19 protein-coding genes and 1 pseudogene are annotated in these 24,888 nt (G+C 65.0%); 13 read left to right on the forward strand and 7 right to left on the reverse strand.

The annotated features are described in order from the left end of the window. Nucleotides 1-260 precede the first annotated feature (260 nt). Nucleotides 261-1,781 carry an APC family permease gene (locus ACXR2T_RS01555; protein WP_458840075.1) on the forward strand — a complete coding sequence of 507 codons (1,521 nt, stop codon included), beginning with the start codon at nt 261-263 and terminating at the stop codon, nt 1,779-1,781. Here the strand turns inward: ACXR2T_RS01555 and ACXR2T_RS01560 are convergent. Further along, nucleotides 1,716-2,678 carry a DUF4349 domain-containing protein gene (locus ACXR2T_RS01560; RefSeq protein ID WP_458840074.1) on the reverse strand — a complete coding sequence of 321 codons (963 nt, stop codon included), beginning with the start codon at nt 2,676-2,678 and terminating at the stop codon, nt 1,716-1,718. The two genes, ACXR2T_RS01555 and ACXR2T_RS01560, sit on opposite strands and share 66 nt — an antisense overlap. 86 nt (nt 2,679-2,764) lie before the next feature. Then, entirely contained in the window at nt 2,765-3,991 is a 1,227-nt protein-coding gene (locus tag ACXR2T_RS01565; RefSeq protein WP_458840072.1) for an MFS transporter, read from the reverse strand. A gap of 173 nt (nt 3,992-4,164) precedes the next feature. Between ACXR2T_RS01565 and ACXR2T_RS01570 the strand changes: the two genes are divergently transcribed. After that, entirely contained in the window at nt 4,165-4,608 is a 444-nt protein-coding gene (locus tag ACXR2T_RS01570; RefSeq protein WP_458840070.1) for a VOC family protein, read from the forward strand. Nucleotides 4,609-4,621: 13 nt separating this feature from the next. On the opposite strand, the gene ACXR2T_RS01575 is transcribed toward ACXR2T_RS01570, so the two are convergent. From ACXR2T_RS01575 to ACXR2T_RS01590, 4 genes are all read right to left on the reverse strand, one after another. Next, nucleotides 4,622-6,397, reverse strand: a complete 1,776-nt coding sequence (locus tag ACXR2T_RS01575; protein WP_458840068.1) for an ABC transporter substrate-binding protein — start codon at nt 6,395-6,397, stop codon at nt 4,622-4,624. A gap of 41 nt (nt 6,398-6,438) precedes the next feature. Next, nucleotides 6,439-7,617: a C45 family autoproteolytic acyltransferase/hydrolase gene (locus ACXR2T_RS01580; protein WP_458840066.1), complete on the reverse strand. Its 1,179-nt coding sequence runs from the start codon at nt 7,615-7,617 to the stop codon at nt 6,439-6,441. Further along, nucleotides 7,614-8,453 (reverse strand): polysaccharide deacetylase family protein, encoded by an 840-nt coding sequence (locus ACXR2T_RS01585; protein ID WP_458840064.1) that lies wholly within the window; start codon nt 8,451-8,453, stop codon nt 7,614-7,616. Before ACXR2T_RS01585 ends, ACXR2T_RS01580 begins: the two co-directional genes overlap by 4 nt. Before the next feature lie 141 nt (nt 8,454-8,594). Continuing rightward, nucleotides 8,595-9,050 (reverse strand): Lrp/AsnC family transcriptional regulator, encoded by a 456-nt coding sequence (locus ACXR2T_RS01590; protein ID WP_458814053.1) that lies wholly within the window; start codon nt 9,048-9,050, stop codon nt 8,595-8,597. Nucleotides 9,051-9,255: 205 nt separating this feature from the next. Between ACXR2T_RS01590 and ACXR2T_RS01595 the strand changes: the two genes are divergently transcribed. The 4 genes from ACXR2T_RS01595 (at nt 9,256) to ACXR2T_RS01610 (ending at nt 13,646) form a co-directional block, all read left to right on the forward strand. Then, nucleotides 9,256-10,800 (forward strand): APC family permease, encoded by a 1,545-nt coding sequence (locus tag ACXR2T_RS01595; protein WP_458840062.1) that lies wholly within the window; start codon nt 9,256-9,258, stop codon nt 10,798-10,800. Then, nucleotides 10,797-11,567 carry an SDR family NAD(P)-dependent oxidoreductase gene (locus ACXR2T_RS01600; RefSeq protein ID WP_458840061.1) on the forward strand — a complete coding sequence of 257 codons (771 nt, stop codon included), beginning with the start codon at nt 10,797-10,799 and terminating at the stop codon, nt 11,565-11,567. Before ACXR2T_RS01595 ends, ACXR2T_RS01600 begins: the two co-directional genes overlap by 4 nt. 71 nt (nt 11,568-11,638) lie before the next feature. Then, nucleotides 11,639-12,682, forward strand: coding sequence for a Rieske 2Fe-2S domain-containing protein (locus ACXR2T_RS01605; protein ID WP_458814059.1), 1,044 nt, complete (start codon nt 11,639-11,641; stop codon nt 12,680-12,682). Continuing rightward, nucleotides 12,660-13,646, forward strand: a complete 987-nt coding sequence (locus ACXR2T_RS01610) for a PDR/VanB family oxidoreductase (RefSeq protein ID WP_458840060.1) — start codon at nt 12,660-12,662, stop codon at nt 13,644-13,646. Before ACXR2T_RS01605 ends, ACXR2T_RS01610 begins: the two co-directional genes overlap by 23 nt. A 108-nt stretch (nt 13,647-13,754) precedes the next feature. Here ACXR2T_RS01610 and ACXR2T_RS01615 read toward each other — a convergent pair whose 3' ends face one another. Further along, the gene (locus ACXR2T_RS01615; protein ID WP_458840058.1) at nt 13,755-15,347 is read right to left on the reverse strand and encodes a DEAD/DEAH box helicase; all 1,593 of its coding nucleotides are present in this window, start codon (nt 15,345-15,347) and stop codon (nt 13,755-13,757) included. 918 nt (nt 15,348-16,265) lie between these two features. On the opposite strand from ACXR2T_RS01615, the pseudogene ACXR2T_RS01620 reads away from it, so the two are divergent. The 7 genes and pseudogenes from ACXR2T_RS01620 to ACXR2T_RS01650 form a co-directional block, all read left to right on the forward strand. Next, nucleotides 16,266-16,586: pseudogene (locus tag ACXR2T_RS01620) on the forward strand (AAA family ATPase); the annotation flags it as partial. A gap of 479 nt (nt 16,587-17,065) precedes the next feature. Further along, nucleotides 17,066-20,749 (forward strand): TM0106 family RecB-like putative nuclease, encoded by a 3,684-nt coding sequence (locus tag ACXR2T_RS01625; protein WP_458840056.1) that lies wholly within the window; start codon nt 17,066-17,068, stop codon nt 20,747-20,749. A 210-nt stretch (nt 20,750-20,959) separates the two neighbouring features. Further along, nucleotides 20,960-21,406: a hypothetical protein gene (locus tag ACXR2T_RS01630; RefSeq protein ID WP_458814075.1), complete on the forward strand. Its 447-nt coding sequence runs from the start codon at nt 20,960-20,962 to the stop codon at nt 21,404-21,406. Nucleotides 21,407-21,445: 39 nt separating this feature from the next. Continuing rightward, entirely contained in the window at nt 21,446-21,979 is a 534-nt protein-coding gene (locus ACXR2T_RS01635) for a nucleoside deaminase (RefSeq protein ID WP_458840055.1), read from the forward strand. Beyond that, a complete protein-coding gene (locus ACXR2T_RS01640; protein WP_458840053.1) occupies nt 21,976-23,217 on the forward strand; it encodes a sensor histidine kinase in 1,242 nt (413 codons plus the stop codon). The genes ACXR2T_RS01635 and ACXR2T_RS01640 overlap by 4 nt, the downstream gene beginning before the upstream one ends. Continuing rightward, nucleotides 23,214-23,840, forward strand: coding sequence for a response regulator (locus tag ACXR2T_RS01645; RefSeq protein WP_458840051.1), 627 nt, complete (start codon nt 23,214-23,216; stop codon nt 23,838-23,840). The genes ACXR2T_RS01640 and ACXR2T_RS01645 overlap by 4 nt, the downstream gene beginning before the upstream one ends. Nucleotides 23,841-23,933: 93 nt before the next feature. After that, the gene (locus ACXR2T_RS01650; protein WP_458840049.1) at nt 23,934-24,884 is read left to right on the forward strand and encodes an ankyrin repeat domain-containing protein; all 951 of its coding nucleotides are present in this window, start codon (nt 23,934-23,936) and stop codon (nt 24,882-24,884) included. Nucleotides 24,885-24,888: the final 4 nt, after the last annotated feature.

Here is a 24,888-nt window from a genome sequence, read left to right on the forward strand (position 1 = left end):
ACTGTTTAGTCTCCCACAACCGTACGTTTGGCACTAGCTCGCAGCGCCGCAATATGCGCATGTCAGCCACATCTCAGCTTCGGTTTCATGCGTGTATCGATAAGTTGACAACGAATTCCGTAGAAATAGGCCTCGGGTGTAATTTGTCAACGTCATTGTCTGGCAGAATGACAACGTACGAGACGCAATGAGGCCACCTCACTCAAACGATGTAGATCTAGAAACTCACCATCGGCGACGTCGCCGGAAAAGAAGTGCCAATGACGAAACACACTCTAAAAAACGCCACCGAGACCGGCCACATTCACGTCGGTAAGGGGCTTAACCAGGGCGCCCTGGGTGTTGTGGGCTCCACTGTCATCGGGCTTGCTTCAACAGCGCCACTCTATTCGCTCGCCGCGACTCTCGGCTATGTGATCGTCGCGGTCGGCGCCCAGGCCCCGCTCGTGTTTGTGGTCGCTTGTATTCCCATGGTGTTTGCGGCACTCGCATATCAAGAACTCAACCGCGAGATGCCCGACTGCGGCACCAGCTTTGTGTGGGGTACGAAAGCATTTGGGCCGGTGACCGGCTGGATCGCCGGCTGGGCGGTTGCTGTTGCCGGGGTGATGGTGCTCGCCAACGTGGGCGAGATCACGGGTAAGTACTTTTGGCTCTTGCTGGGTAACGACGAGTTCGCGAATAACCGCGTCATCGTCATCGCAACGTCGGTGGTGTTCATGGCGCTCATGACGTTCGTGAGCACGGTGGGGGTGCAGATTGGCGAGCGCATGCAGATGGTATTGATGGTCATTCAAACCGTTGCGATGCTCGCATTCGGGGTGCTGGCGCTGCTGCACGCTTCAGACGGAACAAACGCGGGTTCGGTCGCCTTCGACTGGAACTGGTTCAACCCCGCCGAGCTCACGAGCTGGTCCGGTTTCATGCAGGCTGTGCTGCTCGCACTCTTCATCTACTGGGGCTGGGACAGCTGCCTTGCCCTCAACGAAGAGACGAAGAATCCGCGCAAGACCCCCGGTCATGCCGCGCTCTTGAGCATCGTGATTCTCATCGTGCTGTACGTGGGTGTCTCGGTGGCGGCGATGATGTTCGCTGGCTTCGGTAACACGGGCTTTGGGCTTACGAACGAGGCCAACCTCGATGACGTGTTCACCGTCTTGAGCGGCGCCCTCTTCGGCCCCTGGGGCTGGTTCTTGATTCTCGGGGTCATGCTCTCGGCCGCGTCATCGACGCAAACCACCATTCTGCCGACTGCGCGCGGCACTCTGTCGATGGCGGTATATCGCGCCCTCCCCGCGAAGTTCGCTGAGCTGCACCCCCGGTTCAAAACCCCGTGGTTCTCGACGACCGTGATGGGCGCCGCGGCGATCGTGTACTACGTCGGCATGTCGATCCTGTCTGAAGACATGCTCGCCGACTCGCTCACCTCGATGGGGCTCGCGGTCGCGCTCTACTACGCCATCACGTCGTTTGGCTGCGTCTGGTACTTCCGCGACACCCTGCGCGACAGCGCCCGCAACCTGTGGCTGCGCGGCATTCTGCCGGCGCTAGGCGGCATTATGCTCGGCTACGCTTTCGTGCAGTCCGCGATCGACATGATCAATGTCGGCTACAGCTACACCGTGATCTTTGGGGTGGGCGGCGCGTTCGTCATCGGCGTCGGGGCGATACTGGTGGGCTTTGTGCTCATGGGTTTCTGGTGGCTTCGTGCCGGATCACGCCCGTTCTTCACCGGGCGCAGTCTCAACCGCGACACTCCCGTGTTGGTCCCCGACGCCTAACGCGCTCGGTTGCTTGCGCCGGCGTCGACGGCGTGCCGAGCGCACAATAGCCACGACCACGATCGCCGCGACACCGGCGACGACGAGCCACGGCAGCAGCACCCCGAGAACCACGACCGCGCCCGCACCAGTTGCTATGAGGGACGCCCAGCCCGCCATGAGCCCGTCCCAGAAATTGGAGGGGCCGCCGCCGGGCAGCACACTCGGGGCCGTGATTGACACCCAAATCGTCGACTCAGACACCTGTTCGTCGAGCGCCTTGAACTGGGCGCGCAACCCGTCGAGCTCTTGCTGGCGTTGGGTGAGCGCGCCCTCGGCCTCGATCAACTCGCTCGTGGTGGCCGCCCCGGCCATGAGGTCGTTCAGCCGCTTCACCGAAGTATCGAGAGCTTTGATGCGGGCCTCGAGATCGACGTACTGGGTAGTGACGTCTTGCGCTGAGCTGGTTTGAGACAGCACCTCGCCGACGTCACTCAGTGTCGCAATGGCTGCCTCAAGCTGCGAGGGCGGCACGCGTACCGTGAGTGAAGCACTCGCGGGGGTGTCGCCCGTCGCGCGAAAGACGGTGCGAGATTCGACGCTGCCGCCCAGCTTCGTAACCGCCTGCGTGACCTCGTCGGCGGCTTCGTCGGGGTGTTGTGCTTCGAGCTGCACCTCGGCGGTAGAGATAACGTGCTGGCCTGGATCCATTTCCATGTCTGACGTGGCTTCCGGCGATACCTCGAGCTTGTTGCGCGCAGACTCATCCTGCGCAGACGATGCGCCGTCGAAGGCGAGCCCCGCACCACCCGCGCTGTCTGATCCCGAAGAGCCACTTGCACAACCCACAAGCGAAGCGAGCAGGCCGAACGCGAGCGCCACCGCCGCTGCGCGCATCGTGAATCGTTTACCGTTCATGGTCACACCATAGGTGCGCCGGGGCGGCCGCGACAGCGGGGCGCCGATCCGGTGTCAAATTGTGACCGACCGACTAGCCGAGCGAGCTAGGGCAGGGGAATGGTGATCGTGCCGGTGTCGGCGGGAGGCTCGATGATGCGGCCCTTAAGATCGGGGATCCAGCGCATCGCCGCGAGCGCGCAGAGCGTGCCGATGCCGAGCACGATCGCCGACACCATGATGGCGCCGCGCGGCCCAGCCACGTCGATGGCCATGCCAGCGATGGCAGATCCGGTGGCGACTCCCACGAGCTGCCCCGTGCCGACCCAGCCAAACGCTTCAGCGGTCTCAGAGAACCGCACTGACGCGCTGACGATGTTTGAGATCGCGGCGAATGCGGGCGCGGTGCCGATTCCACCGAGAAACAGTACGATGCTGAGCCACCAGATGTTGAGGCTTACGAGGCAGGCGAGAGTGCCAGCGAGCACGATCGTCATGCGCAGCGCGAGCGACCACGGTCGCATGTCGCGGTGACCGATGAGTAGGCCACCCACGAGGGAGCCGCCCGCGAATAGGGCGAGCACGACGCCAGATTCGAGGCTGCCCTGGTCTTCGCCGGTCGGGCCGCGAAACGCCGCGACAATGCCCGCTTCGATCGCGGCGAACGACGCGACGAAGAAGAACCCGATCACGGTCGAGATAATGACGCTGGGGTAGCGCAGCACCGCACCGAAGCCGCGCTTCGCGGCGGGTAGCTTGAGGCTGCCGAGTGCCGGGCTCATGATGAACCAGGCGCCGCCGAGCAGCATGAACCCGGCAGCGGTGAGAAGTCCCACGGTCGTGCCAAACTGCGATGACACGAGCACGGCGACAACCGGGCCGAGCACCCAGATGAGCTCTTGCGCCGCAGCATCGAGAGAGAAGAGTGCCGAGAGCTGGTTGCCAGGCACGAGCCGCGGATACATGGTGCGCACGGCGGGCGTAACCGGGGGAGTTGCGAGCCCCACACCCAGTGCCAGCACCGCGACGACGAAGAGCGGCAGCTTGGTCACGGCGATCGTGGCGAGCAACACCGCGCACAGCACCGACGTGACGGTGAGTACCGGGCGCATGCCCCAGCGGCCCATGAAGCGGCTGCTCAGTGGGCCCGACACAGCCTGGCCCACGCTCTGAGTGGCGAGCACGAGGCCCGCTGACGTGTAGTCGCCGTACGCTAACTGAATGTGCAGCAGCAGAATAATCGAGAGCATGCCAAACGGAAATCGCGCCAGCAGCTGCGAGGAGAGTACTCGAAATACGCCGGGGTTCTTGCCCAATTGACCGTAGATGCTCACCACAGGATTCTAGTGTGTGCCGGGCCGTTGTCACGCGTGTTGCGCTAACTATCGATGGCGTGTCTGAGGCGTCGCGTGATTACGTCAAAGTACCGATGCCGAGGGAGCCCGAGCTTTCTAAAGTGGAAGCGTAAACACTTCACACATTCTTCGTGACATGTAAGGACAAGACAATGGCGTTGCAGCTCAAGCGCATGGACAACTTCGATATTCTCACCAACGACGTGCCCAGGCTCGTCGAGTTCTATAACGGGCTGCTGGGGCTGCCGTTTTACCTGCCGTACGAGGCGAGCGACGTGCCCGAAGAGCAGTGGGCCGGCATCGACTTCGGTAACGTGACGCTCTACATCTTCCACACCACGAATGCGGGCGACGTGTTCCGTCGCTCATCGGTGAACCTAGAAGACCCGGTTGGCATGGACTCATTTGCGTTTGAGATTGAGAACCTCGACGATACGATCGCTGAGCTCGACGGCAAGGTCACCTGGGTGCACGACGAGATCACGACCTGGCAGCACCCCTCGGGCGTCTGGTACCGCTACCGTCCGTTCTTTGACCCCGACGGCAACATGATCTACGTGACTGAGCCGCACACAGAGAACCGCCCGGCGGCGTAACGCACGGCGCACCCTAGGCCGACGGCGCACGCCAGCGAAATGCGCCGTCGGTGTAGGGCTCGGGGCCGAGGCAGCGGTGTTCGCCATCTTGGACTTGAAAGATCAGTTGGGCGTTGCCCATCGACGGGTCACTCGTCTGCTCGGGGTATGCGACGGTTGACTGTAACCCGGCCGCAAAGTTATAGCTGCCGTTCACACCGCGGTATCGCGTCGCGCGTAGCGCCGTGAGTGTGCCTGGCACATCGCTCGGGTCTGCCGCCAGCCGCCACGCACCCGCGAGTACCTGTGCCATGTCGTAGGCGAGCCCGGCCTGCGACAGCCCGGGTGTGACGCCGTAACGCGCGGCATAAGCGCTGCGAAACTGTGCGCCGAACGGGTCGGCATACGTGCCAGAGACGGTCGCCCACACCACACCTTCGGCTGCGGCTCCCATCTCTGTCACAAACTCGGGCACCGACGGCGCATAGATCGTGTAAATGACCGAGGGGCACCCTGCCGCGTGCAACCGCAGCAGCAGCGCTGCCAACATCGACGGCAGAAACTCGCTCACGACGAGCACCGTCGGCGGGTCAAGCGTAATTTCTGCGACGAGCGCGTCAATCGCGGCGGCGTCCTCGGGCAGCGGATCAACCCGCTGCGTGCGCCAACCGCGCTCGGTGAGCAGCGCGAGCGTAGCCGCATCGGCGATCTGGCCGCTGTCGACGGTGGTCTCTACAAATCGCACGGTGCGTTCGTGCGCGCCACTCGTGCCGTCTTCGCGCGTATCAAGCAGCTCGAGAAACCGTGCGAGCCCCGGGCCGTAATTGGATTCGGGCGGCACGCACTGAAACAGCGTGCGATAGCGATCCGGATCACGGGCGAGCGCAGCCAGATGCCTGCTGGAGGTCATCGTGTGCAGCACCGGGATCGTGAGCGAGCTGGCTGCGTCGAGGGCGGCTTGTTCGTCGAACACGTAGCTCATGAGCGCACCGTGCACTTCGAGATTGCGCAGTGTTTCGAAGGTGCGAGCGACGCCATCGGCCGTGTAGATGTCGGCATCGACGTGTACGGTCTCGATGAAGCGGCCGCGCACGCCCCCGGCTCCGTTCAGTTCTTCGACCGCGAGCTCGGCGCCGCGGCGCGACTGGGTACCGTCGTGCCGGGCAGGGCCCTGCTGTGGGTAGACGAGCGCGAGCCTGATGGGGTGCGGGGCCCGTGACGCCTGAGCCGAGTGAGCCGAAGCGATCCGGGCCGACTGGGTGGTCGCGCTGTGCGGGGTAGGTTCGGTGACGAGCGCCGCGATGTCGAGGGCCCCCAGAGCCTCGGCCGCGACGGGCATGGGCATGCGAGCCCAGCCGTGCTGCACCGCGAGCACACCGGCCGCGGTGCGGCTGATCGCTCCGAGCTTGCCGCGAATCGTTTCAACCTGGGTTGATACGGTGCGCGGGCTCGTAAACAGTGCTTCGGCTATGGCCGGGTTTGAATGCCCCGCGGCGACGAGGGTGAGCACTTCAAGCTCGCGCGGGGTGAGCCGGTGCGGCAACTGCGTGAGCGTTGCTGTCACGAGCGTCGCGGCGGCACCCGATGCATAGTCGGTGGCGAGCGTCACCTCGAGCCAGCGGCGTGACGCGGCGAGCTCGAGCAGAAACCTGATGCGGTCGTGCACAGAATCTCGTTGCCTGCGTGCGTAGCGCAGCAGATCGGTGGTCTCGAGGGCCTCGCGTAATAGGGCCCCGCCGCCCCCGTCGGCGGCGACGTGGCCGTCGACGGGGAGCACAAAGCGAAACGAGTTCACGGGAGCGTGACTCACAGGGGCCTCCTTGCGCGAAGCGGGGACTGTAAGGTTACAGATTACTGGGCCAGCTCGTGAGATGGAGCGGGTGCGTCGGATGGAGCGGAGGCATCGGGTGCGAGCAGCTCCGCGTAATCGAGCGTGTGCCACGGCGTATTGCACGGGGTGCCTTCTGCCAGATGAATCGTGCGGCCAGCCGGGTCCAACACCACTGAGGCGAGGGTCGCCCACTGGGCGGCACGGTCTGAGCGGGTGTCGGGGTGGCAGCAAATCGAGCTGGGCGCATCGGCGTGGTCGGCGAGCGCCGCTTGCATGTCAGAGAGGCTGAGCGTGCCTTGCGGTGTGACGACGGTGCGGGTGAGTCGCCCGAGCCGCACGAAGCTGTCAGCCATTGACGCGGGGGCGAGGTCGTAGCCGCCTGCCGGGGTACGCACGAAGTGGTTGGTGTGGGCGACTGCGCCGCCCACCGCGGTTAATGGGTGTAGAGTGCGGGCGTCGCCGGGGGCTGTCTCGATGTTAAGGACCGCCCCGTCTGCGGTCGCGAGAATGTAATTGCCAGATGATGCGCGGGGCACACTCGCAAGCATTTCGACGGCGTCAGAGATATGACGGGCGTCTGCGACCGCCCGCACCAGCACGTGAAACGGCACCCCGTGTGAGCCGCCGTCGAGGGAGCACACGATCGTGTTGATGCCGATTGCGACGCCCGCCTGGTTGAGGGTGGTCTTCGCGAGAAGGCCTGCTTCTACGACGGACACAAAGTTGGGCCCGTCTTGGCGCTCGGTTTCGAGCACGATGACACCGTCAGCGAGCACGTCGAGCCAGTCCCAGTTTTGCGCAACGACTGCTTGCCCCCACTCAACGCGATCGGGTTCGAGGGCGAAGCTTGAGCATTCTCCGCGCAGCCAAGGAGCTACGGCGCCCGCCTTTGACACGGCCTGCCGCCAGAGGATCTCGGTACGGCAGTTCATCGCGAGCACATCGGCGAACGGCAGCCCAGCCCCCTGGGCAATGCCCTCAAGTTCGGTGAGTAGCTGGGGGAAGTGGGCGCGAATCGCGGGCACAAATCCGAGTGCAAAAGCGGTCGCTTCGTCCCACGCCACTCCCTTCGCAGCGAATGCGCGCTCATAGCCCTCGCGGGTGACGCGAATCTGAGCTCGTGCTAGCTCGCCGTACTGGCGGGAGCGGGTGATGGCGTCGCCTGAGACGCGAATACGGGGGTAGCGGGTGGCGTTCATGCCAGGACTCCTGTGGTGTTCAGTGCGAGCGGCCCGTGCGCCGCAATCTGGGCGCGGGCGTGCTCGGCGATGTCTGTGGTCGGGGCGATCCAGGCCCCCGTCGAAGTGACGTGCTGCAACAACCGCTCAAGGAACGCCAGGCGAGAGGGACGGCCCGTGAGAAACGGATGAAATGTGAGCATGACGTGCCCGCCGAGATCTGCGATGCCGTCGATTTCGGGGAGCCACACGTCGAGCACTTCGCGGGGCGAACGAATCGTCTTCTCCCACGTATCGTTTGCAAACCAAAAGTGCGGGGCGTCATCGAGCAGCCACGACACGGGCACTTCAATGAGGTCGTGGGTCTCATGCTGATACGGCAAGATGTGGTCGAGCAGATTCGAACTGTAGCGCAAGCCTGCCTCCGCGAGCAGGTCGAGCGTGTGCGGTGTGAACTCCCACGAGGGTGAGCGGTATCCGGTAACGGTCGCCCCGAACGAGTGCAGCGTCGCAAGACCCTGCTCGAGCTCCGCGCGCTCTTCCTCAAGCGTGAGCGTGGTGGGATTAGTGTGCGAATGCCCGTGGTGGGCGACTTCATGGCCTGCATCGATGATCGCACGCACCGCGTCGGGGTGCCGCAGCGCATCTTTACCGGGTATGTAGAACGTGGCGGTGACACCGTACTTACGCAGTAGTTCAAGAATCAGAGGCACGCCCACTTTGGGTCCATAGGCGCCCTGCGACAGCACGCCAGGGGAATGCGCGTTGGCGGGGTTCTCGCCAATCCAAAGTTCTTCGGCGTCGAAGTCAAAGCTGAACGTGGCGGCATAGCGCTGCCCGCCGGGCCAGTGAGACATGTGGTTCTCCTAAAGTCGCGCGTGATCGACATTGAATCAAGGCGGGCGTCAAGCCCTGCTTCCAGTCTGCTGGAACCCTAACCGCGTGGCATGCGCGGAATGACGTATCTTTGCGCGTGTTTAGTGGCCCCGCCGGCTGCGCTATCGTGTGCGGCCGTAGATCAGCTTGTGTACCTTGAGGATCGGCCTGGTCGAGGTCGAACGCACGCCCGGCAGGGCCGCGATGCGCAGATTGAGTATCTCCCAGAGTTCGTGGTTATCTGCGCAGCGCACTTCGCACACGATGTCGCTCTCGCCCAGCACGGTCGACACGTATGTCGTCTCGGGCATTGCCACGAGCGCCGCCACGACAGCTTCGTGGCTCGCGGGCTCGACCGTCAGCTGCACGAGTGCGAGCTGCGATTCACCCACCTCGTGTGGGTCTGCGAACGCGATGATGCGCAGGATTCCCTGGTCGCCCAGTCGCTTCATGCGGGCCCGGATCGTCGCCTCCGGGGTGTCGAGGTTGCGTGCGATTTCACGCATCGAGCGTCGGCCGTCTTGTTCGAGCTCGCGGATGATTGCGCGGTCGAGGTCGTCCATTGCGGTGATAGCCATGCCACAACTGTAACCGGCTGCGGTACGAATACGTCATATGGCGGATCGCCACGAGGGGGATTGCGTGGTTTTATCGAATTTGCATTACGCAAATCGCAACCTATAGTGGTTTCATTCAACAAGTGCGCAGCACGGCTGACATTCAAAGACGAAGAACCAAGCCGCACGGCTATAAGCCAAGACCGCGCATTGAGAGGACAAAGACGTGACTCAGCACGAGAGCCCCGCGGGCAGCCCGTCGGGTGAAGAATATGCGCAGACCCTGCGCTGGTGGGACGGCTTCACCATCAGCCTGTCGATCCCGGCCGCACTATTTATTGGTATGGGCTACGCGATCGGTGCGGTTGGAGGATGGACTACCCTCGCCCTGCTGGGCGCCGTGGCGATCATCGCTTGCCTGCAAAACTTCATCTACTCAGAGCTCGCCGGCATGTTTCCCCGCATCGTCGGTGGCATCGCCGCCTACGCAAACGAGGCGTGGCGCTCACGCACCACGATCGTGGGCCCCCTCGCAGCCTTTGGTTACTGGTTCGCTTGGTCGAGCTCCCTCGCGATCTACGGCATTCAGATCGGTTCGCTCGTGCAGGCGCAGTGGTTTCCAGAACAGACCTGGACTATCTCGACTGGGCTCGCAGACATCGGCTTCGCTCACTTCGTGGGGCTCGGCGTGCTCGTGCTCGGCTGGATTCTCAACATTCTCGGCATGCGCGTAGCCATGTGGCTGATGTACGTGACCGGCGCCGTCATCTTGATTCCCATCATCGTGTTTGCGCTCGCGCCATTCTTTAGCGGTCAGTGGGACGTCGCTAACCTCGAGTGGGGCCTCGCCGACAGCGGCGAAGCTGGCTGGACCACCTGGATCGCCTGGATGTTCGTGCTCGCATGGTCGGTGTACGGCGTCGAGTCGGTCGCCTCGTTCACCCCCGAGTACAAACGCCCCGTCTCAGACACCCGCCGGGCACTGCGACTTGCGGGCGTGTTCGTGATCGCCGTGTATGTCCTCGTACCACTCGGCGTGGGCGGCCTCGCCGACAGACAAGACGTCATCTCAGACCCGGTCGCGTTCTACAGCGGCCTGTTTGAGAACTTGCTTCCGGGCAGCGGTCCCGTCGTGACCATCTGTCTCATTGCGGGGCTCATGCTACTCATGATGATGACCACCGCCGATGGCGGGCGCGTACTGCAGGGCAGCGCGGAGCAGGGGCTCACCATTAAGCAGCTCGGCGAACTCAACCGCTTCGGCATGCCCGCACGGGCGATGACCTTCGACCTCGTACTCAACGTGATTCTCATCGTGTTCGTGGGCGAAGCCCTCGCGGTCATCACAGCGGGCATCATGGGCTACATTCTGTGCCACGTGCTCGCGCTCTCGGGCTTCGTGCTGCTGCGCATCGACAGACCTCACGCCCCGCGGCCCATCAGGCTCGGCAAAGCGTGGGTCTACGTGGCGGCGCTGCTCGCGATTGTCGACCTCTCGGTGTGGGCGATTGGCACCGCGAACGCCGAGATCACCGGCTATGGCGGCCCGCGCGAAATCCTCATCGCAGTGTTCGTGCTCGCCACCTCGATCGTGCTCTACGCGATCAGGCGCGTCGGCCAAGACAAGCAACCCTGGGTCTGGCGTAACCCGCGCAGCGCGGCCTCGCTCGCCGAGGTCGAAGCACCGGCCCTCGCCCTCGTCACCCGCGGTGAACTCGCGGGCAACGACCCCACTGACTCGGCACACTCGCTCACGAAGGAGAACGCATGAACACCCAGCCACTCACCGACCTCACCGGCCGGGTAGCAGTCGTTACCGGCGCGGCTCGCGGCATGGGGGCGGCCCACGCTCGCTCGCTCGCCGCACGCGGCGCCCGGGTGCTGCTCGCCGATCTCGATGAGGACGTGTTCGAGACCGCACGCGCCCTCAGCGCCCTGGGACCCAAGGCAAGCGCGATCCGGATCGACATCACAAGCCCAGATGCGGCCGCCGAGCTGCGGGCCGCCCTCGCCGCCGCGAGCGAAGGCGACGAGCCACGACTCGATATTCTCGTGCACAACGCTGGCATCATGCACGACTGGCGCACCCTTGACGAGACCGAGGCCGACGAGCTCGACCGGTACTACCGCGTCAACGTGAAGGCCCCCTACGCGATCACCCGCGCGCTTGCAGATCTGTTGCGCGCGAGCGACCACGGTCGCGTCATCATCATCTCGTCGACGTGGGGGCAGGTGCCCGACGGGCACTCATTCGGCTACATGATCTCGAAGGCCGCGCAGCTGGGGCTCATGAAAGCGCTCGCCGCAGCGCTTCTGCCCGACGGTGTGCTCGTCAATGCGGTGGCACCCGGTTCGATTCACACCCGCATGATTCCCGACGAGTACTACGACGTCGAGGTCGCCTCGGTGCCGCTCGGGCGCCTCGGCAAGCCCGAAGAAATAGCAGAGACGGTCGCCTTTCTCGCTTCAGACGGGGCCGGGTTTCTCACCGGTCAGACGCTATCGGTCAACGGTGGCGCGCTGCGCGTGGGCGTGTAGTGCAGCGCACGCTTGGCTACCACCCCTAGCTTCCTATTTTCACAGTTCACCAACACTAAAGGAGAAGACTCATGTCTGATACCGCAACGCTCGAAAAGAAGAGCAACCGCGAGCTCGTCGAACAGGCGATGCGCCACAGCTGGTTTCCTGTCGCACGCTCGGTAGACCTCGTCGCGGGCGGCAAGCCCGAGTCGGCCGTGCTTTTGGGCGTGCAGCTCGTCGTCTACCGTAACGGTAACGGCGAAGCTGCCGTCGCCTCGCGCCGCTGCCCGCACCGCGGCGCCGACCTGTCTCTCGGCCAGGTGCACGACGCATCGATCGGGTGCCCCTACCACGGCTGGCAGTTTGCGAGCGGCGACGGCCTGTGCGTGCGCGTCCCGTCGATCGAGGATCAGAGCAAAATTCCGGCGAAGGCGCGGCTCAAGACGTTTCCCGTGACCGAGCGCTACGGCCTCGTGTGGACCGCGCTTGAAGAGCCGCTCGAGCCGGTCTACGAGCTGCCCGAGTGGGAGGCAGAGCCGTTTGAGTGGCTGCAGGCGAACCCGCTCGATTCGCCCGTGGGTGTCGCGGTGACGGTCGAGAACTTTCGCGATGTCGCCCACTTCCCGTTCGTGCACAAGGTGTCGATGGGCCCCACCCCCGAAGTGGTCGAACCGCTCAAGGTCACCCGTGATGGCAGCCACGTGTGGATGAGCCGCCCGCTGAACGCGGGCACGGGTGAATGGGCCGGTGATGGCGACTGCACTATGCAGTATCACTGTGTTGCCCCTGGCTTGTCGTCGATCACCTACGACTACGAGAAGTTTGGACGCCGCGTAGTGGCGGGTTTCCCGAGCCCCATCTCGTTTGAGCACGTGAAGATCTTCTGGGGTGTGGCAAACGCGCTCGACTACACGGGCGCAGACCTCGAAGAGAACCTGCGCCTCGAAGAGATGGTGTACCTCGAAGACATTCCGATCGTCGAGAACCTGCAGCCGCGAGAGGTGCCGTGGGACGCAGAGATCGAAGAGTTCTCTGCCCCCGCCGATATCTTCACGCTCAACTACCGCCGCGCGTTCCTCGATCGCGCACGCCGCACGGAGGAGAAGTTCTATGGCCGCGACGCTGCTCAGTAGCACCCACGTCGCCCCGACGCACCGCGTCACGGTGCGAACGGTGGGGGAGGAAGCGACGGGCATTCGCTCGTTCGCATTCGAACCCATCGACGGGGTGCCACTGTCGGGGTGGAAGCCGGGCGCCCACATCGACGTGCACCTGCCCTCGGGCACCATTAGGCAGTATTCGCTGTGCGGTGACCACGAAGACCGGGCGGGGTACCGCATCGCGGTGCTCGAAATACCCGACGGTCGCGGTGGATCAGTTGAAGTACACCGCGAACTGCGCGAGGGAGCCACTCTCGATATTGGGGTGCCACGCAACGATTTTCGCTTGAGCGATGCCCCCGCCTACCTGTTCGTAGCGGGCGGTATCGGCATTACGCCCATCCTGTCGATGATTCGCGACGTTGCGAGGCGAGGCAAGCCGTGGCGGCTTGTCTACGGGGCTCGCACCGCGCAGCACTTCGTGTTTACCGCCGAGATCGACGAGCTCGCCCGCACCACATGGGGCAGGGTCGACTATTTCGCTCAAGACGAGGTGGGGCACGCACCGCTTGCGCAGCTGGTACGCGACTCGGTCGGTCACGGGGTGTACTGCTGCGGGCCCGGCCCGCTGATGGATGCGCTCGGCGCCGAAATGACGACGCAGGGTCGCGGTAGCGACCTCGTTATTGAACGCTTTGCACCGGTAGCCCCCATCGCGGCTGAGGGAGCCGAGGGCTTCGAAGTCGAACTCGCTGACAGCGGTGTGAGCGTCACCGTGGCGCCTGACGAGTCGATCCTTGACGCGATTCGCGCCGCCGGTATCGACGCACCCTCATCGTGCGAGATGGGCATCTGCGGCACCTGCGAGACCCGCGTCGTCTCGGGTGACGTCGATCACCAAGACTCGCTCCTCACCGACGACGAACGTGATGCGGGTGACGTCATGATGATCTGCGTCTCGCGGGCCCTCTCGCCCAAGCTGGTGCTCGCGCGGTAGCGCACTTCTGGCGGCGCTGGCCGCGAATACGCTTGGGGCGCCGGATCACTGATCCGGCGCCCCAAGTGTCTTGCGGGTGAGCTTGCGAACGGCCCGCACACCTACGATCTAGTAGCTTGACGAGCTCGTCGAATAGCTCGTGCCGCCGCCCTGGGCGCGACGGCCCTGTCGGCGCTGGCCCTGGGCTGCTCCGCCGTGGCCGCGGCCCTCGCCGCTGTGGCCCTGGCTGCGCCCGGATCCCTGACCGCGACCCTGGGCGCTGCCGCCCTGGCTACGCTGGCCGTGTCCCTGGCCACGCTGGCCCTGGCCGCGGCCCGCACCCTGGCCACGATCCGGAGCTGCGCCCTGACCGCCCTGGCCTGCTGCACGACCCCGGCCGCCACGCGAACGCTTGCGTTTCGCGTTGGCGCCCTGCGAGTTGCCCTGGCCTGCGGGGGCGTGACCCGCGGCGCGCTGCTGCGCAGCCTGCGCCTCGGCGCGCTTGCGCTCGGTCTCCTTGGGGTCGACGCGGGGAGCGACCTCGCCAATGAGCGGCAGTACCGCGGCAGCTTCGGCGACGCGAGCATCAAGCTGCTGGGGCGTGACCCGGATCTTGGCCGCGCGCATGATCTGTCGCATCTCACCGCGCTGTTCGGGCAGCACGATGGTGACAACGTCGCCCTCGTTACCGGCACGAGCGGTGCGGCCCGAGCGGTGCAGGTACGCCTTGTGCTCGACGGGCGGGTCGATGTGCACGACGAGGTCGACGCCGTCGACGTGCACGCCGCGGGCGGCGACGTCGGTGGCGACGAGAACCTTGGCCTCGCCCGACTTGAACTCTGCGAGGTTGCGGTCACGAGCGTTCTGCGACAGGTTACCCTGCAGCTCAACAGCCGGAATGCCGGCCGCGGTGAGCTGCTTCGCGAGCTTCTTCGCCTGGTGCTTCATGCGCGTGAAGAAGATGCGGCGCGCGGTGCCCGAGGCGAGCGCCTCGATGAGCGCGTCCTTTTGGCCCTTGCCAGCTACCTCGAATACGTGGTGTGTGAGCTGCGGTACAACGGACTCGGCTGAGTCGACCGAGTGCATGATGGGGGAGTGCAGGTACTTCTTGACGAGGTTGTCGACCCCGTTATCAAGGGTCGCACTGAAGAGCAGACGCTGGCCCTGCTTAGGGGTCTTGTTCATGATGCGCGTGACGACGGGCAGAAAGCCCATATCGGCCATGTGGTCGGCCTCGTCGAGCACCGTGATCTCGACACCGTCGAGGCTCACGACGCCCTGCTTCATGAGGTCGTCGAGGCGGCCTGGGGCAGCGACCACAATATCGACGCCGGCCTCGAGCGCGGCCTCCTGGCGGCGCTGCGGCACGCCACCGAAGATGGTGGTGACCTTGACGCCAACGGGGTCAGCGATCATCTTGATCGTCTCGGCGAGCTGCGTGACGAGCTCGCGGGTGGGCGCGAGCACAATGCCGCGGGGGCGGCTCGGGCGGCGCTTCTTTGCGGCATCCTCCATGAGGTTTGCGACGAGTGGAATACCAAACGCGATCGACTTGCCCGAGCCGGTGCGGCCGCGGCCGAGCACGTCGCGGCCCGCGAGGGTGTCGACGAGTGTGTCGCGCTGAATGGGGAAGGGCGCGGTCTTGCCGTTCTTGGCGAGCGCGTCGGCGATCGCCTCGGGTACGCCGAGCTCAACGAATGAGGGTGTGGGTGATTCGGTCACTGGTGACCTTTCATGCTGGGGGCAGCGCTGCGGGGCGGCTTCGCACCCCTGTGGGCGCACGAAAGTCGCTGATACACGCGTCGCTGCAAAGTGTCGAGTGCGCGGGATCGCGCATCCGTTCGCCGCGGGTCGGGCCGAACGGCGCCCAGGCTTGCACGTGTGTTGAAGCGTGTGAGCGGGCGGTGCGGTGATTGCGACGCGTGGCGCATAAACGCCAACCTGTTGAGCTTACCCGACAAGCGGCCGAATCACGAGTGCTATTTTTTGAGGCGTGCTTGTGCGCAGAATGTCGTGATCTGGGTCCGCGGGGCGTGGCATGATCTGTGTATGGGACGCATCTCGATTAGGGAGTACTACGACGACGACCTCGACGCGGTGGTGCGGTTGTGGTGGGAGGCGCACGCCTCCACCGAGCCGCCCGTGTACTCGCTCGCAGAGGTGACGGCCTCATGCCGGGAGGACCACGCGGTCGTGGCGGTGCACGACGGCGAAGTAATAGCGGCCGCTGTGGGGCGCGCTGCCCACGCGCAGGGTTGGATTGTCTTCTTTGGGATCAGTGAGCACTCTCGCACCGAGAACGTGTCGGGGCAGCTGCTCGACGCGCTCGAACGCAAGATGGCCCCGCTCGGACTGAGCGTCTTGAGCGTGCTGATTCCCGAGGGTGGCAGGCTCGACCTGCTCACCTCGAACGGGTTTCAGACCCGGCACAGTCTACGCTACCTCGAACGACAGATGCCCGTTCAGCGACGCGAGCTCGACCTGCTCAAGGACGTCGGCGGCCGCGTGCTGCCCAGGCACCTGTGGGAGAACGTGGCTGGGATGCGGCGCGAGAAGCAACTGCTCGAGGAGCGTCTCGTGGCTCCGCTGGCCCAGCCGGATCTCGCCGATCGTTACGGGGTGGTGCCGCCGCGGGCGGTGATGCTGTTCGGGCCGCCCGGTACGGGCAAGACAACGTTTGCGAAGGCTGTGGCGTCGCGGCTTGACTGGCCGTTCGTGGAGGTGTTTCCCTCTCGACTGGGCGACGGCAAGAGCTCGATGGCGGCGTCGCTGCGCAGCGTGTTCGAGCGTATTGCTGAACTTGAGCACGGGGTCGTGTTCATCGATGAAGTCGAAGAGATTGCGTCGCAGCGCAGCGATCCGCCGAACCCGACGCAGGGGGTTACGAACGAGCTGCTCAAGATCGTCGCCGACTTTCGTGACCGTGAAGGGCTGTTGCTCGTGTGTGCGACGAACTTTGTGCGCGGACTCGATGCCGCGTTTATGCGCCATGGACGGTTCGACTACGTGCTGCCAATTGGGCTGCCCGACGCGGAGGCGCGCGAGGCGATCTGGCGCCGTTACGTGCCCGACGAGATCGCTCAGATCGTCGATTTCGCTGAACTGGTGGAGCGCAGCAGCGGGCTCACCCCGGCCGACATCGAGTATGCGGCGCGGCGCGCTTCGCAAGACGCGCTTGCGCGCGCGTTGCGTGCACAGGACGGGCTGGGCGCAACCCCCCCCGCGCGGTGCAGCAGCCGACCGACCTGTCGACCGCTGACTACCTTGAGGCCCTCAGCCACACCCGTGCCACCGTTTCTGCTGAACAGCAGTCTTCGTTTCTCGAAGACATCGACACGCTCGCCCGGCTGTAGCCGGGCCGCGATGTCGGTGGCAGCGCATAGGGTCGACGGAGACGGCTGCGGGGGATCCGGAGCGAGCAACAGAGGAAGGAACACCGCGTGTTCATTCAGCAGCGGGCAGACGGGGGCACCCGCCTCGTCACGAGCGCGAGCGACCTTTCGGCGGCGAGCGCGTGCGAGTTCGCGTTTTTGCGGCGCGTCGACGCGAAGTTTGGGCGCGACGTTGTCGTGCCGCTTGACGATGATGCGATGTTGGCGCGCGCGGCCAGGCTGGGTGACGCGCACGAGGAGCGCACGCTCGCGGCGTACGTGCGGCAGTGGGGCGAGGGCGCGCCGGGGGAGCCCGGCGGCGTCGCTCAGATTGAGCGGCCCGCATCGATGAGCGAGGCCGATCTGCTCGCGCGGCAAGAGGAGACGGTGCGGGCGCTTACCGGCCGCGCCGAGGTGGTGTTTCAGGCCACCTTTTTCGATGGGGTGCAGCGCGCCGCTGACGGGGCGGGGGCGCCCGAGATCGGGTTTGTCGGGTTCGCCGACTTTTTGCGGCTTACCCCGTCGGGCGCATACGAGGTGCAAGACACGAAGCTGGCGCGCCGGGCGCGCGTGACCGCGCTCATGCAGCTCGCCGCCTACGCTGAGCAGCTGGAGCGTGTGGGCATCGAGCCTGCCCAAGAAGCGGTGTTGATCTTGGGCGACGGGGCGCGCTCGGTGCACCGCGTGGCAGACGTAGCGCCGGTGTTTCGGTCGCGCAGGCAGCGCTTGCACGAGATCTTGATCGCGAGCGCGCTGCGGGCGGGGCCCGATGGGCTCACCTCGTCGGCGGCGCCTGTCGCGTGGGGCGACGCGGGCGTTTGGGCGTGCGGTCGGTGCGAGGTGTGTGAGCCCGAGATCACGCGGCATCGTGACCCGTTGTTGATCGCGGGCATTAGGCGCACGCAGCGTGACAGGCTCATCGCGGCGGGCTACACCAGCATTGATGATGTCGCCGCGGCGGGCGTCTCAGCGGGGTGGGTGGAGTCGCGTGGGCTGCAGGCGCCGAATGCAGTGGGTGAGTTCGAACCGCACAGCTGCCTCATTTTAGAGTTCGAAGTGCCGGGTATCTCGCAGCGGGTACTCGAGCGCATCGCCCGCCAGGCTGCGCTGCAGTTGCGCGCCGAAAGCGGCACACTGCCGCCGGTGGAGGTGGCGGTGCCCGAGGTGTTGGGCGCGATTCCAGCCCCCAACCCGGGCGACCTGTTTTTTGATTTTGAGGGCGACCCGATGTATCGGGAGCCGGGTGGTGAGGGCGCCAGGTGGGGGCTCGACTACCTGTTTGGCATGGTCGATGCGAACGAGTCGTTTACTGCATTGTGGGCGCACGACCTCGCTGCCGAGAAGCAGGCGCTCATCGATTTTCTTGCGCTCGTGCGTGAGTGCCGGGCCGCATACCCGGGCATGCGCATTTACCACTATGCCGCGTACGAGCGCACCCACCTGTTGAGCATCGCCGCCCGTCACAGTGTTGGCGAAGCAGAGGTCGACCAGCTGCTGCGCGAGCACGTGCTCGTGGACCTGTACCCGATCGTGCGGCAGGCGCTGGTTGTAGGCTCCCGCTCCTACTCCATCAAGAAGCTCGAACCGCTCTACATGGGTGACGAGCTGCGCGACGAAGCGGGGGTGACGAGCGCGGCACAGTCAGTCACCGAGTACGCCGATGCGATGGCGGCGCTGGCGTCTTCCCGCGCTGCCGAGCGCGCTGAGGGTGAGCGACGGCTCGAGGCGATCGGCGACTACAACCGTTACGACTGCGTCTCGACGCTGCGGCTACGCGATTGGCTGCTCTCGCTCGCGGCGGTTGCTGGCGTTTCTCCGTATCAGCCGAGCGACAACGACCGAGGTGACGATACGGGCCCCGACCTCTCGGCGAGCGCGATCGGAGAAGAACTGCTCGAGCTCGCCGCCGCCGCTTTAGACCGTGACGAGCCCGAGGAAGCGCAGGCGCTCAGGCTCGCCGCGAGCGCCATCGATTACCACCAGCGCGAACAAAAGTCATTCTGGTGGGCGCACTTTGCGAGGCTCGTCGACCCGGTTGAAGAGTGGGCCGATACGAAAGATGTGCTCGTCGTCGAACCCGCCCTCACCCGCATCGAAGACGAGTGGCACAAGCCACCCCGCGCCCGCACCGAGCGGCGCAGGTTGCGCCTCGCCGGGAGCATCGCGCCCGGCAGCTCACTCAAAAGCGGCGACGTCTACCTCGTGTATGACACTCCCACGCCGTTTCCTCAGATTGGCGCTGCCCCTGGGGCGCGAGGGGCCAGGCGTGCCCGCATCGTCGAACGCGACGGCGACGTGATCGTCGTCGACGAAACGCTCGCGGCGGGCAGCGAGCCATTCTTTGAGTTGCCGGTCGCGCTCACCCCGGGTCCGCCACCCCCTGCGGGCGCACAGAAGGGCGCGATTGAAGAGTGGGGGCAGGCGCTCGCCGCCGCCCGCCGCGCAGGCACCGCCTTTCCGAACGCGGTCTACGAGCTGCTGCGCCGTGACGAGCCTACGATCGCAGGCGGGTTCGCTCCCATCGACGCCGCACCAGACGGTGCGATCCGGGCGCTGACGTCGAGCCTTACCCGCTCAGAGCACGCGGCGCTTGCCGTGCAGGGGCCGCCCGGTACCGGTAAAACGTACCTCGCGTCGCGCGTGATCAAGCGGCTCGTGGAAGAGCGGGGGTGGCGCATCGGGGTGGTGGGCCAGTCGCACAAGGTCGTCGAGAACGTGCTCAACGCGACCGTGCTCGCAGGGCTCCCTATGGGCCAAGTCGCGAAGGTACCGCAGGGCGGCAAGCTCGCAGACGACGCGCCTCAACCCGAGTTTGCTGTGCTGCCCGGCAACGGGCACGCCGAGTTCTTGCGCACCCACGAAGCGCAGGGCACCGGCTGCGTCATTGGCGGCACCGCCTGGGACTTTAGCAACGAAAAACGGTTCGCACGCGGCAGCCTCGACCTGCTCGTCGTTGATGAGGCGGGCCAGTTCTCACTCGCCCCCACGATCGCGGCATCGGTGGCGGCCGAACGTCTGCTGCTGCTGGGCGACCCGCAGCAGCTGCCGCAGGTCTCACAGGGCTCACACCCCGAGCCCATCGACGAGTCGGCGCTCGGCTGGCTCATCGCCCACCACGACACACTGCCCGCCAGCCGCGGCTACTTTCTTGCCGATACCCGTCGCATGCGCGCCGAGCTCGCAGACGTCGTCTCTGAACTGTCGTACGAGGGTAAGCTGCGCGCTCACGAGAGTGCCGGCAGCCGCGAGGTGACCGGTGCCGGGCCTGCGGGGCTCACCTGGCATCCCGTCGAGCACGCGGGCAATGCGACCTATGCGCCAGAAGAAGCGGCCGAGGTCGTACAGATTGCCCGCTTAGCGCTTGCCGGTTCCCTGCGCGAGTCGGGCGGGAGCCCGCGCCCACTCACCCCAGACGACGTGATCGTCGTTGCCGCCTACAACGCTCAGGTTGAGTGCGTAAGCGAAGCGCTCGCCGCCGCGGGGCTCGGTGGGGTGCGGGTTGGCACGGTCGACAAGTTTCAGGGCCAAGAGGCGGTAATTGCGATCGTGACGCTCGCCGCATCGAGTGCTGAAGACGTGCCGCGCGGGCTCGACTTCTTGCTCATGCGTAACCGGCTTAACGTGGCGATTAGTCGCGCCCAGTGGTCGGCGCACCTCGTCTCGTCGTCGCGCCTCGGCGCTGGCTTACCGGGTAACGTCGAGGGGCTCGCTGCGCTCTCGGGCTATCTGCGGCTGCTTGAACGGGCGCACTGATGAACGGGCGCACTGATGAACGGGCGCACTGATGAACGGGCGCACTGATGAGTAGGATCGCTGACGAGAAGTTTTGCCAGGCAGGCGGCGGATCGCCACGATTGATTCAAAATTGAGACCTTGTTTTCGGGCACAGAAGCGTAGTGTGAACGAGGGAGTCGCGAATGGCTCCCTCGCACTGACTCGGTTCGCACTGACATGGAGGTCAACATGGCTGAGAATCCCGGCACGCTGTCGAAAGAAGAAAGGGCTGCCGTGAAGCAGCGTGCGGCTGAACTGCGCGCGCAAGAACGTGCGGGCAAGAACCGCGCCGCGGGTGAGCAAGCGGTGCGTGAAGCGATCGCTGAGATGCCGGATCAGGATCGCGAGCTCGCCGAAGGAATTGACAGCATTGTGTCTGAGGTCGCGCCGCACCTCATGCCGAAAACCTGGTACGGGTTTCCGGCGTATGCCGACGCGAACGGCAAGATCGTGGTGTTCTTTAAAGCGGCTTCCAAGTTCACGACGCGGTATGCGACCCTCGGATTCGAGGAAGCTGCGCAACTTGACGACGGTGAGCTGTGGCCCACCTCGTTTGCGCTCGTTTCGCTCACACCAGAGTCGAAGCGCACCATTGCTGACTGCATTCGCCGGGCGGCGGGCAGCCCGAGCGCATGACACTGGGCAGATGTTGCCTAAACGTGGTTGAGTGGAGACATGACGGCATCATCGGAGCTCACGAAACACGACCGTAGGTTTCTGCAGCGCTGCATCGACCTGGCACAAGAAGCACTCGACAGCGGCGACGAGCCGTTCGGGTCGGTGCTGGTGAACGCGCAGGGTCAAGAGCTGTTTGCCGACCGCAACCGCGTGGCAGGCGGCGACCACACGCGCCACCCCGAGTTTGAGATCGCCAGGTGGGCAGCCGCTCATCTCACTGTGGAGGAGCGGCACGCCGCGACCGTCTACACCTCGGGTGAACACTGCCCCATGTGCGCCGCAGCGCACGCCTGGGTCGGCCTCGGGCGCATCGTGTATGCGAGCAGCAGCGCGCAGCTCACGACGTGGCTCGCAGAATGGGGCGTCGCTCCCGCACCAGTGCTCCCGCTGCCCATTCACGCTGTGGCGCCGCTCACTCCCGTGGCCGGACCCGACGAAGAACTTAGCCAGCAGGTGCGCGCGCTGCACGCGCAACGGTTCCAAGTTGCGCAGTCGCCAACAAGTACGAGCCTCGACAGCTACGCCGAATGACCGATGGCATGCGCGCCTCTGCGGTGAACGGCGTTGACCGGCCTGGGCAGCGTCAAGACTGGGCCGTCGACGCCGGGTTTCTTGCGTTACTCGTGGCCTGCGCCCTGCGGTATTTCTCGGTGCACTCTTTCGCGTGGCCCGGTGTGTTCGTGCTCGTTCTGGCGGTCGGGGCGGGCCTCGCCTATGTTGTCGGCGTTGTCTGCGCGTTCGGCAGGGTGAGAGAAGTCGCGGGTGAGGGCGTCGCGCCGGGCGCGGGTGGAGTCCTCACCGCTACAGCACTGTGGTTTCCGCTCGTTCTGCTTGCCCCATCCTTTGGCTGGGTTGCGTTCGCTTTGTTCTTCGCGGTGCACAGGGTCATTCCACGCGGGCCCGCACGCTGGGTGTCGGGCGCAATTGTGGCGGCCGTATCAGCGGGCATGTTTGTGCTTTCGCGCGGGCAAGACCTTGGGCTGGTGTTCGGCCCAATGCTCGGCGGGATAGTACTGTCGCTTGTTTACGTACAGCTCGACCGCGCGCTGCAGCAGCGCAATCGCCTGATCGACGAGCTCATGCGTACCCAGCAGCGGCTTGCAGCGTCGGAGCGTGAAGCCGGGGCGCTCGTGGAACGTACACGGGTCGCGGGTGAGCTGCACGATACCGTTGTGCAGCAGACGGCCACCGCGCTGCTACTACTCGAAGCGGTAGACAACGATAGTGCGCAAGTGCTGCGCGCCCGTGATGTGTTGCGAGACACGCTCCTCGAAACCCGACAGCTCATGCACGGTCTCACGAGGCCACGACCGGAGGGCACACTGGTGGACGTTCTCGCTGAGATCGCCGCTGCACGCGGCGCAGAATTTATGGTGATTGGAGGTGAGCGGCCGTTGCCCGATGACACCGGGCATGTTCTTCAGCGCGTGTGCCAAGAAGCACTCACAAACGCACAGAAGCACGCTGCCGCTACCCGGGTGCGCGTAACGCTAACGTTCTTCGATGATGAGGTGGGACTTGACATCTCAGATGATGGCATGGGCTTTGACATGAGCGAAAGCGCTAACTCATCGCTGGCGCACCAGACGAGCGACACTGGTCCCGGAGGCGACGCCCAGCTCACGTACGATGCTGGGTACGGGCTGCGTGCGATGGCGTGGCGGGCTGAAAATGCGGGCGGCACACTGGTGGTCGAAACTGCGCCGGGCCGAGGCACTGTGGTGGCGGCGCTGCTGCCCGCTGCGCGCGTTCAAGGTGAGCAGCCATGATCCGGATCTTGCTTGCAGACGATCACCCTGTGCTGAGATTCGGCATTAGGGCGCTGCTCGACACGCAAAGCGACTTTGCTGTCGTAGCCGAGACAGGGGAGCCCGCGGAGGCGGCGCTGCTCGCTGCGCACGAGCGGGCCGATGTCGCGCTCGTCGACCTTGACTTTGGGCGTGATCAGCCCGACGGAGCGGCGACCACGCGCATGATTTTACAGGCAAGCCCTACCACGCGAGTCATCGCCTTCACGGCGTTTGACGCCGACACCGACATCGTGCGCATGGTGGAGGCGGGGGCTGTCGGGTACCTCGTAAAAGACAGTCGACCCGCGGCGTTGTTCAGCGCGATTCGGCAGGCAGCAGACGGCGCAGGCCTCGTCTCGGGCACCATCACCCAGCGCCTGTTCGACCGCACACGTGACCCGCAAAGCGCGTTGACCGCGAGGGAACTTGAAGTGCTTGAGCTTGCGGCCAATGGGCTGTCCAACCGTGAGCTCGCACAGCGCCTTCTCGTGAGCGAAGCAACCATCAAGAGCCACCTGCATCACGCATTTACGAAGTTGGGCGCCGACAACAGGCAGGCCGCCATTGCGGCGGCGCTTAGACAGGGCATTATTCGGCTGTGACACCCTCGAAACCGCACCCTCTGGGTGGTTTCTCAGGCCCTCTCAACTGATTGGTTGATGTGACTCTGTGAGCGTGTCGGTAGCGTTCAAACTATGAGCAGTTTCAATTCACTTCGGTCAGTTTTCATGTCGGGTGCTCCGGTGGCGCTCGCGCTTGCCCTGGTCTTGACCGGGTGCTCGGCAGAGCCCCAGGCCGCCTCCGAACCGCGGCCTGTTGCGCAAAGCAAGTCAGCGAAGGCGCAAGCAACGAAGCCCGCAGAAGACACGGCCGAGGCAGAAGACACAGCCGAGAAACAAGCCAAGGTAGAACCCACAAACCAGGCACCCACGAACCCCGGCCTTGACCAGGCGGCGCTTGACGATCACCTGCGACAGGCCGCATGGGCGAACGACCTTGAAACAGCGCAACGGCTCATCGGCTGGGGCGCAAACGTCAACGCAAAGGACAACACCCAACAGTCGGCCTACCTCATCAGCACGAGCGAGGGGAGGCTTGAGCTGCTGCAGCTCACACTCGAACACGGCGGTGACGTCAACGACCTCGACAGCTGGAACGGAACCGGTCTGATTCGCGCAGCAGAGCGCGGGCACTGGGACGTCGTCGGGCAGCTCATCCAAGCGGGGGTGCCGCTCGACCACGTCAACAGGGTCGGGTATCAAGCGATTCACGAAGACGTCTGGATGGGCCGCGACGACGCGACCTATCACGCGACCACACGGGTGCTTTTTGCGGGCGGTGCCGACTTCAATTCGCGGTCGGTAAGCGAGGGGCTCACCCCACTCGAAATGGCCGACTATCGCGGCTTCGCCGGGCAATCGGCGCTTATTCGCGAGCTACTGAATGCTCCTGTGCCGACAGACCCGACCGCAGCTTTGTTGGCCGCGGCCCAGGCGGGTGACCCGACGGCGGTGGCGGCCGCGCTACGCGCCGGGGCAGACGGTGCGGCACAGAACGCTGACGGGCAGACCGCTTATGACCTTGCGCTTGCTGGCGAGCATATCGTGTCGTTGCAGGTGCTTACCGCTCTGGGCCACACGGGGTAGGAGG

It is taken from the genome of Leucobacter faecis (assembly GCF_054456635.2).

Bases quoted from the DNA above. Each gene is read 5' to 3' on its own strand.
- ACXR2T_RS01555 (WP_458840075.1), top strand. From the start codon at position 261: ATGACGAAACACACTCTAAAAAACGCCACCGAGACCGGCCACATTCAC.
- ACXR2T_RS01560 (WP_458840074.1), bottom strand. From the start codon at position 2,678: ATGAACGGTAAACGATTCACGATGCGCGCAGCGGCGGTGGCGCTCGCG.
- ACXR2T_RS01570 (WP_458840070.1), top strand. From the start codon at position 4,165: ATGGCGTTGCAGCTCAAGCGCATGGACAACTTCGATATTCTCACCAAC.
- ACXR2T_RS01580 (WP_458840066.1), bottom strand. From the start codon at position 7,617: ATGAACGCCACCCGCTACCCCCGTATTCGCGTCTCAGGCGACGCCATC.
- ACXR2T_RS01585 (WP_458840064.1), bottom strand. From the start codon at position 8,453: ATGTCTCACTGGCCCGGCGGGCAGCGCTATGCCGCCACGTTCAGCTTT.
- ACXR2T_RS01590 (WP_458814053.1), bottom strand. From the start codon at position 9,050: ATGGCTATCACCGCAATGGACGACCTCGACCGCGCAATCATCCGCGAG.
- ACXR2T_RS01600 (WP_458840061.1), top strand. From the start codon at position 10,797: ATGAACACCCAGCCACTCACCGACCTCACCGGCCGGGTAGCAGTCGTT.
- ACXR2T_RS01605 (WP_458814059.1), top strand. From the start codon at position 11,639: ATGTCTGATACCGCAACGCTCGAAAAGAAGAGCAACCGCGAGCTCGTC.
- ACXR2T_RS01610 (WP_458840060.1), top strand. From the start codon at position 12,660: ATGGCCGCGACGCTGCTCAGTAGCACCCACGTCGCCCCGACGCACCGC.
- ACXR2T_RS01630 (WP_458814075.1), top strand. From the start codon at position 20,960: ATGGCTGAGAATCCCGGCACGCTGTCGAAAGAAGAAAGGGCTGCCGTG.
- ACXR2T_RS01635 (WP_458840055.1), top strand. From the start codon at position 21,446: ATGACGGCATCATCGGAGCTCACGAAACACGACCGTAGGTTTCTGCAG.
- ACXR2T_RS01640 (WP_458840053.1), top strand. From the start codon at position 21,976: ATGACCGATGGCATGCGCGCCTCTGCGGTGAACGGCGTTGACCGGCCT.
- ACXR2T_RS01645 (WP_458840051.1), top strand. From the start codon at position 23,214: ATGATCCGGATCTTGCTTGCAGACGATCACCCTGTGCTGAGATTCGGC.
- ACXR2T_RS01650 (WP_458840049.1), top strand. From the start codon at position 23,934: ATGAGCAGTTTCAATTCACTTCGGTCAGTTTTCATGTCGGGTGCTCCG.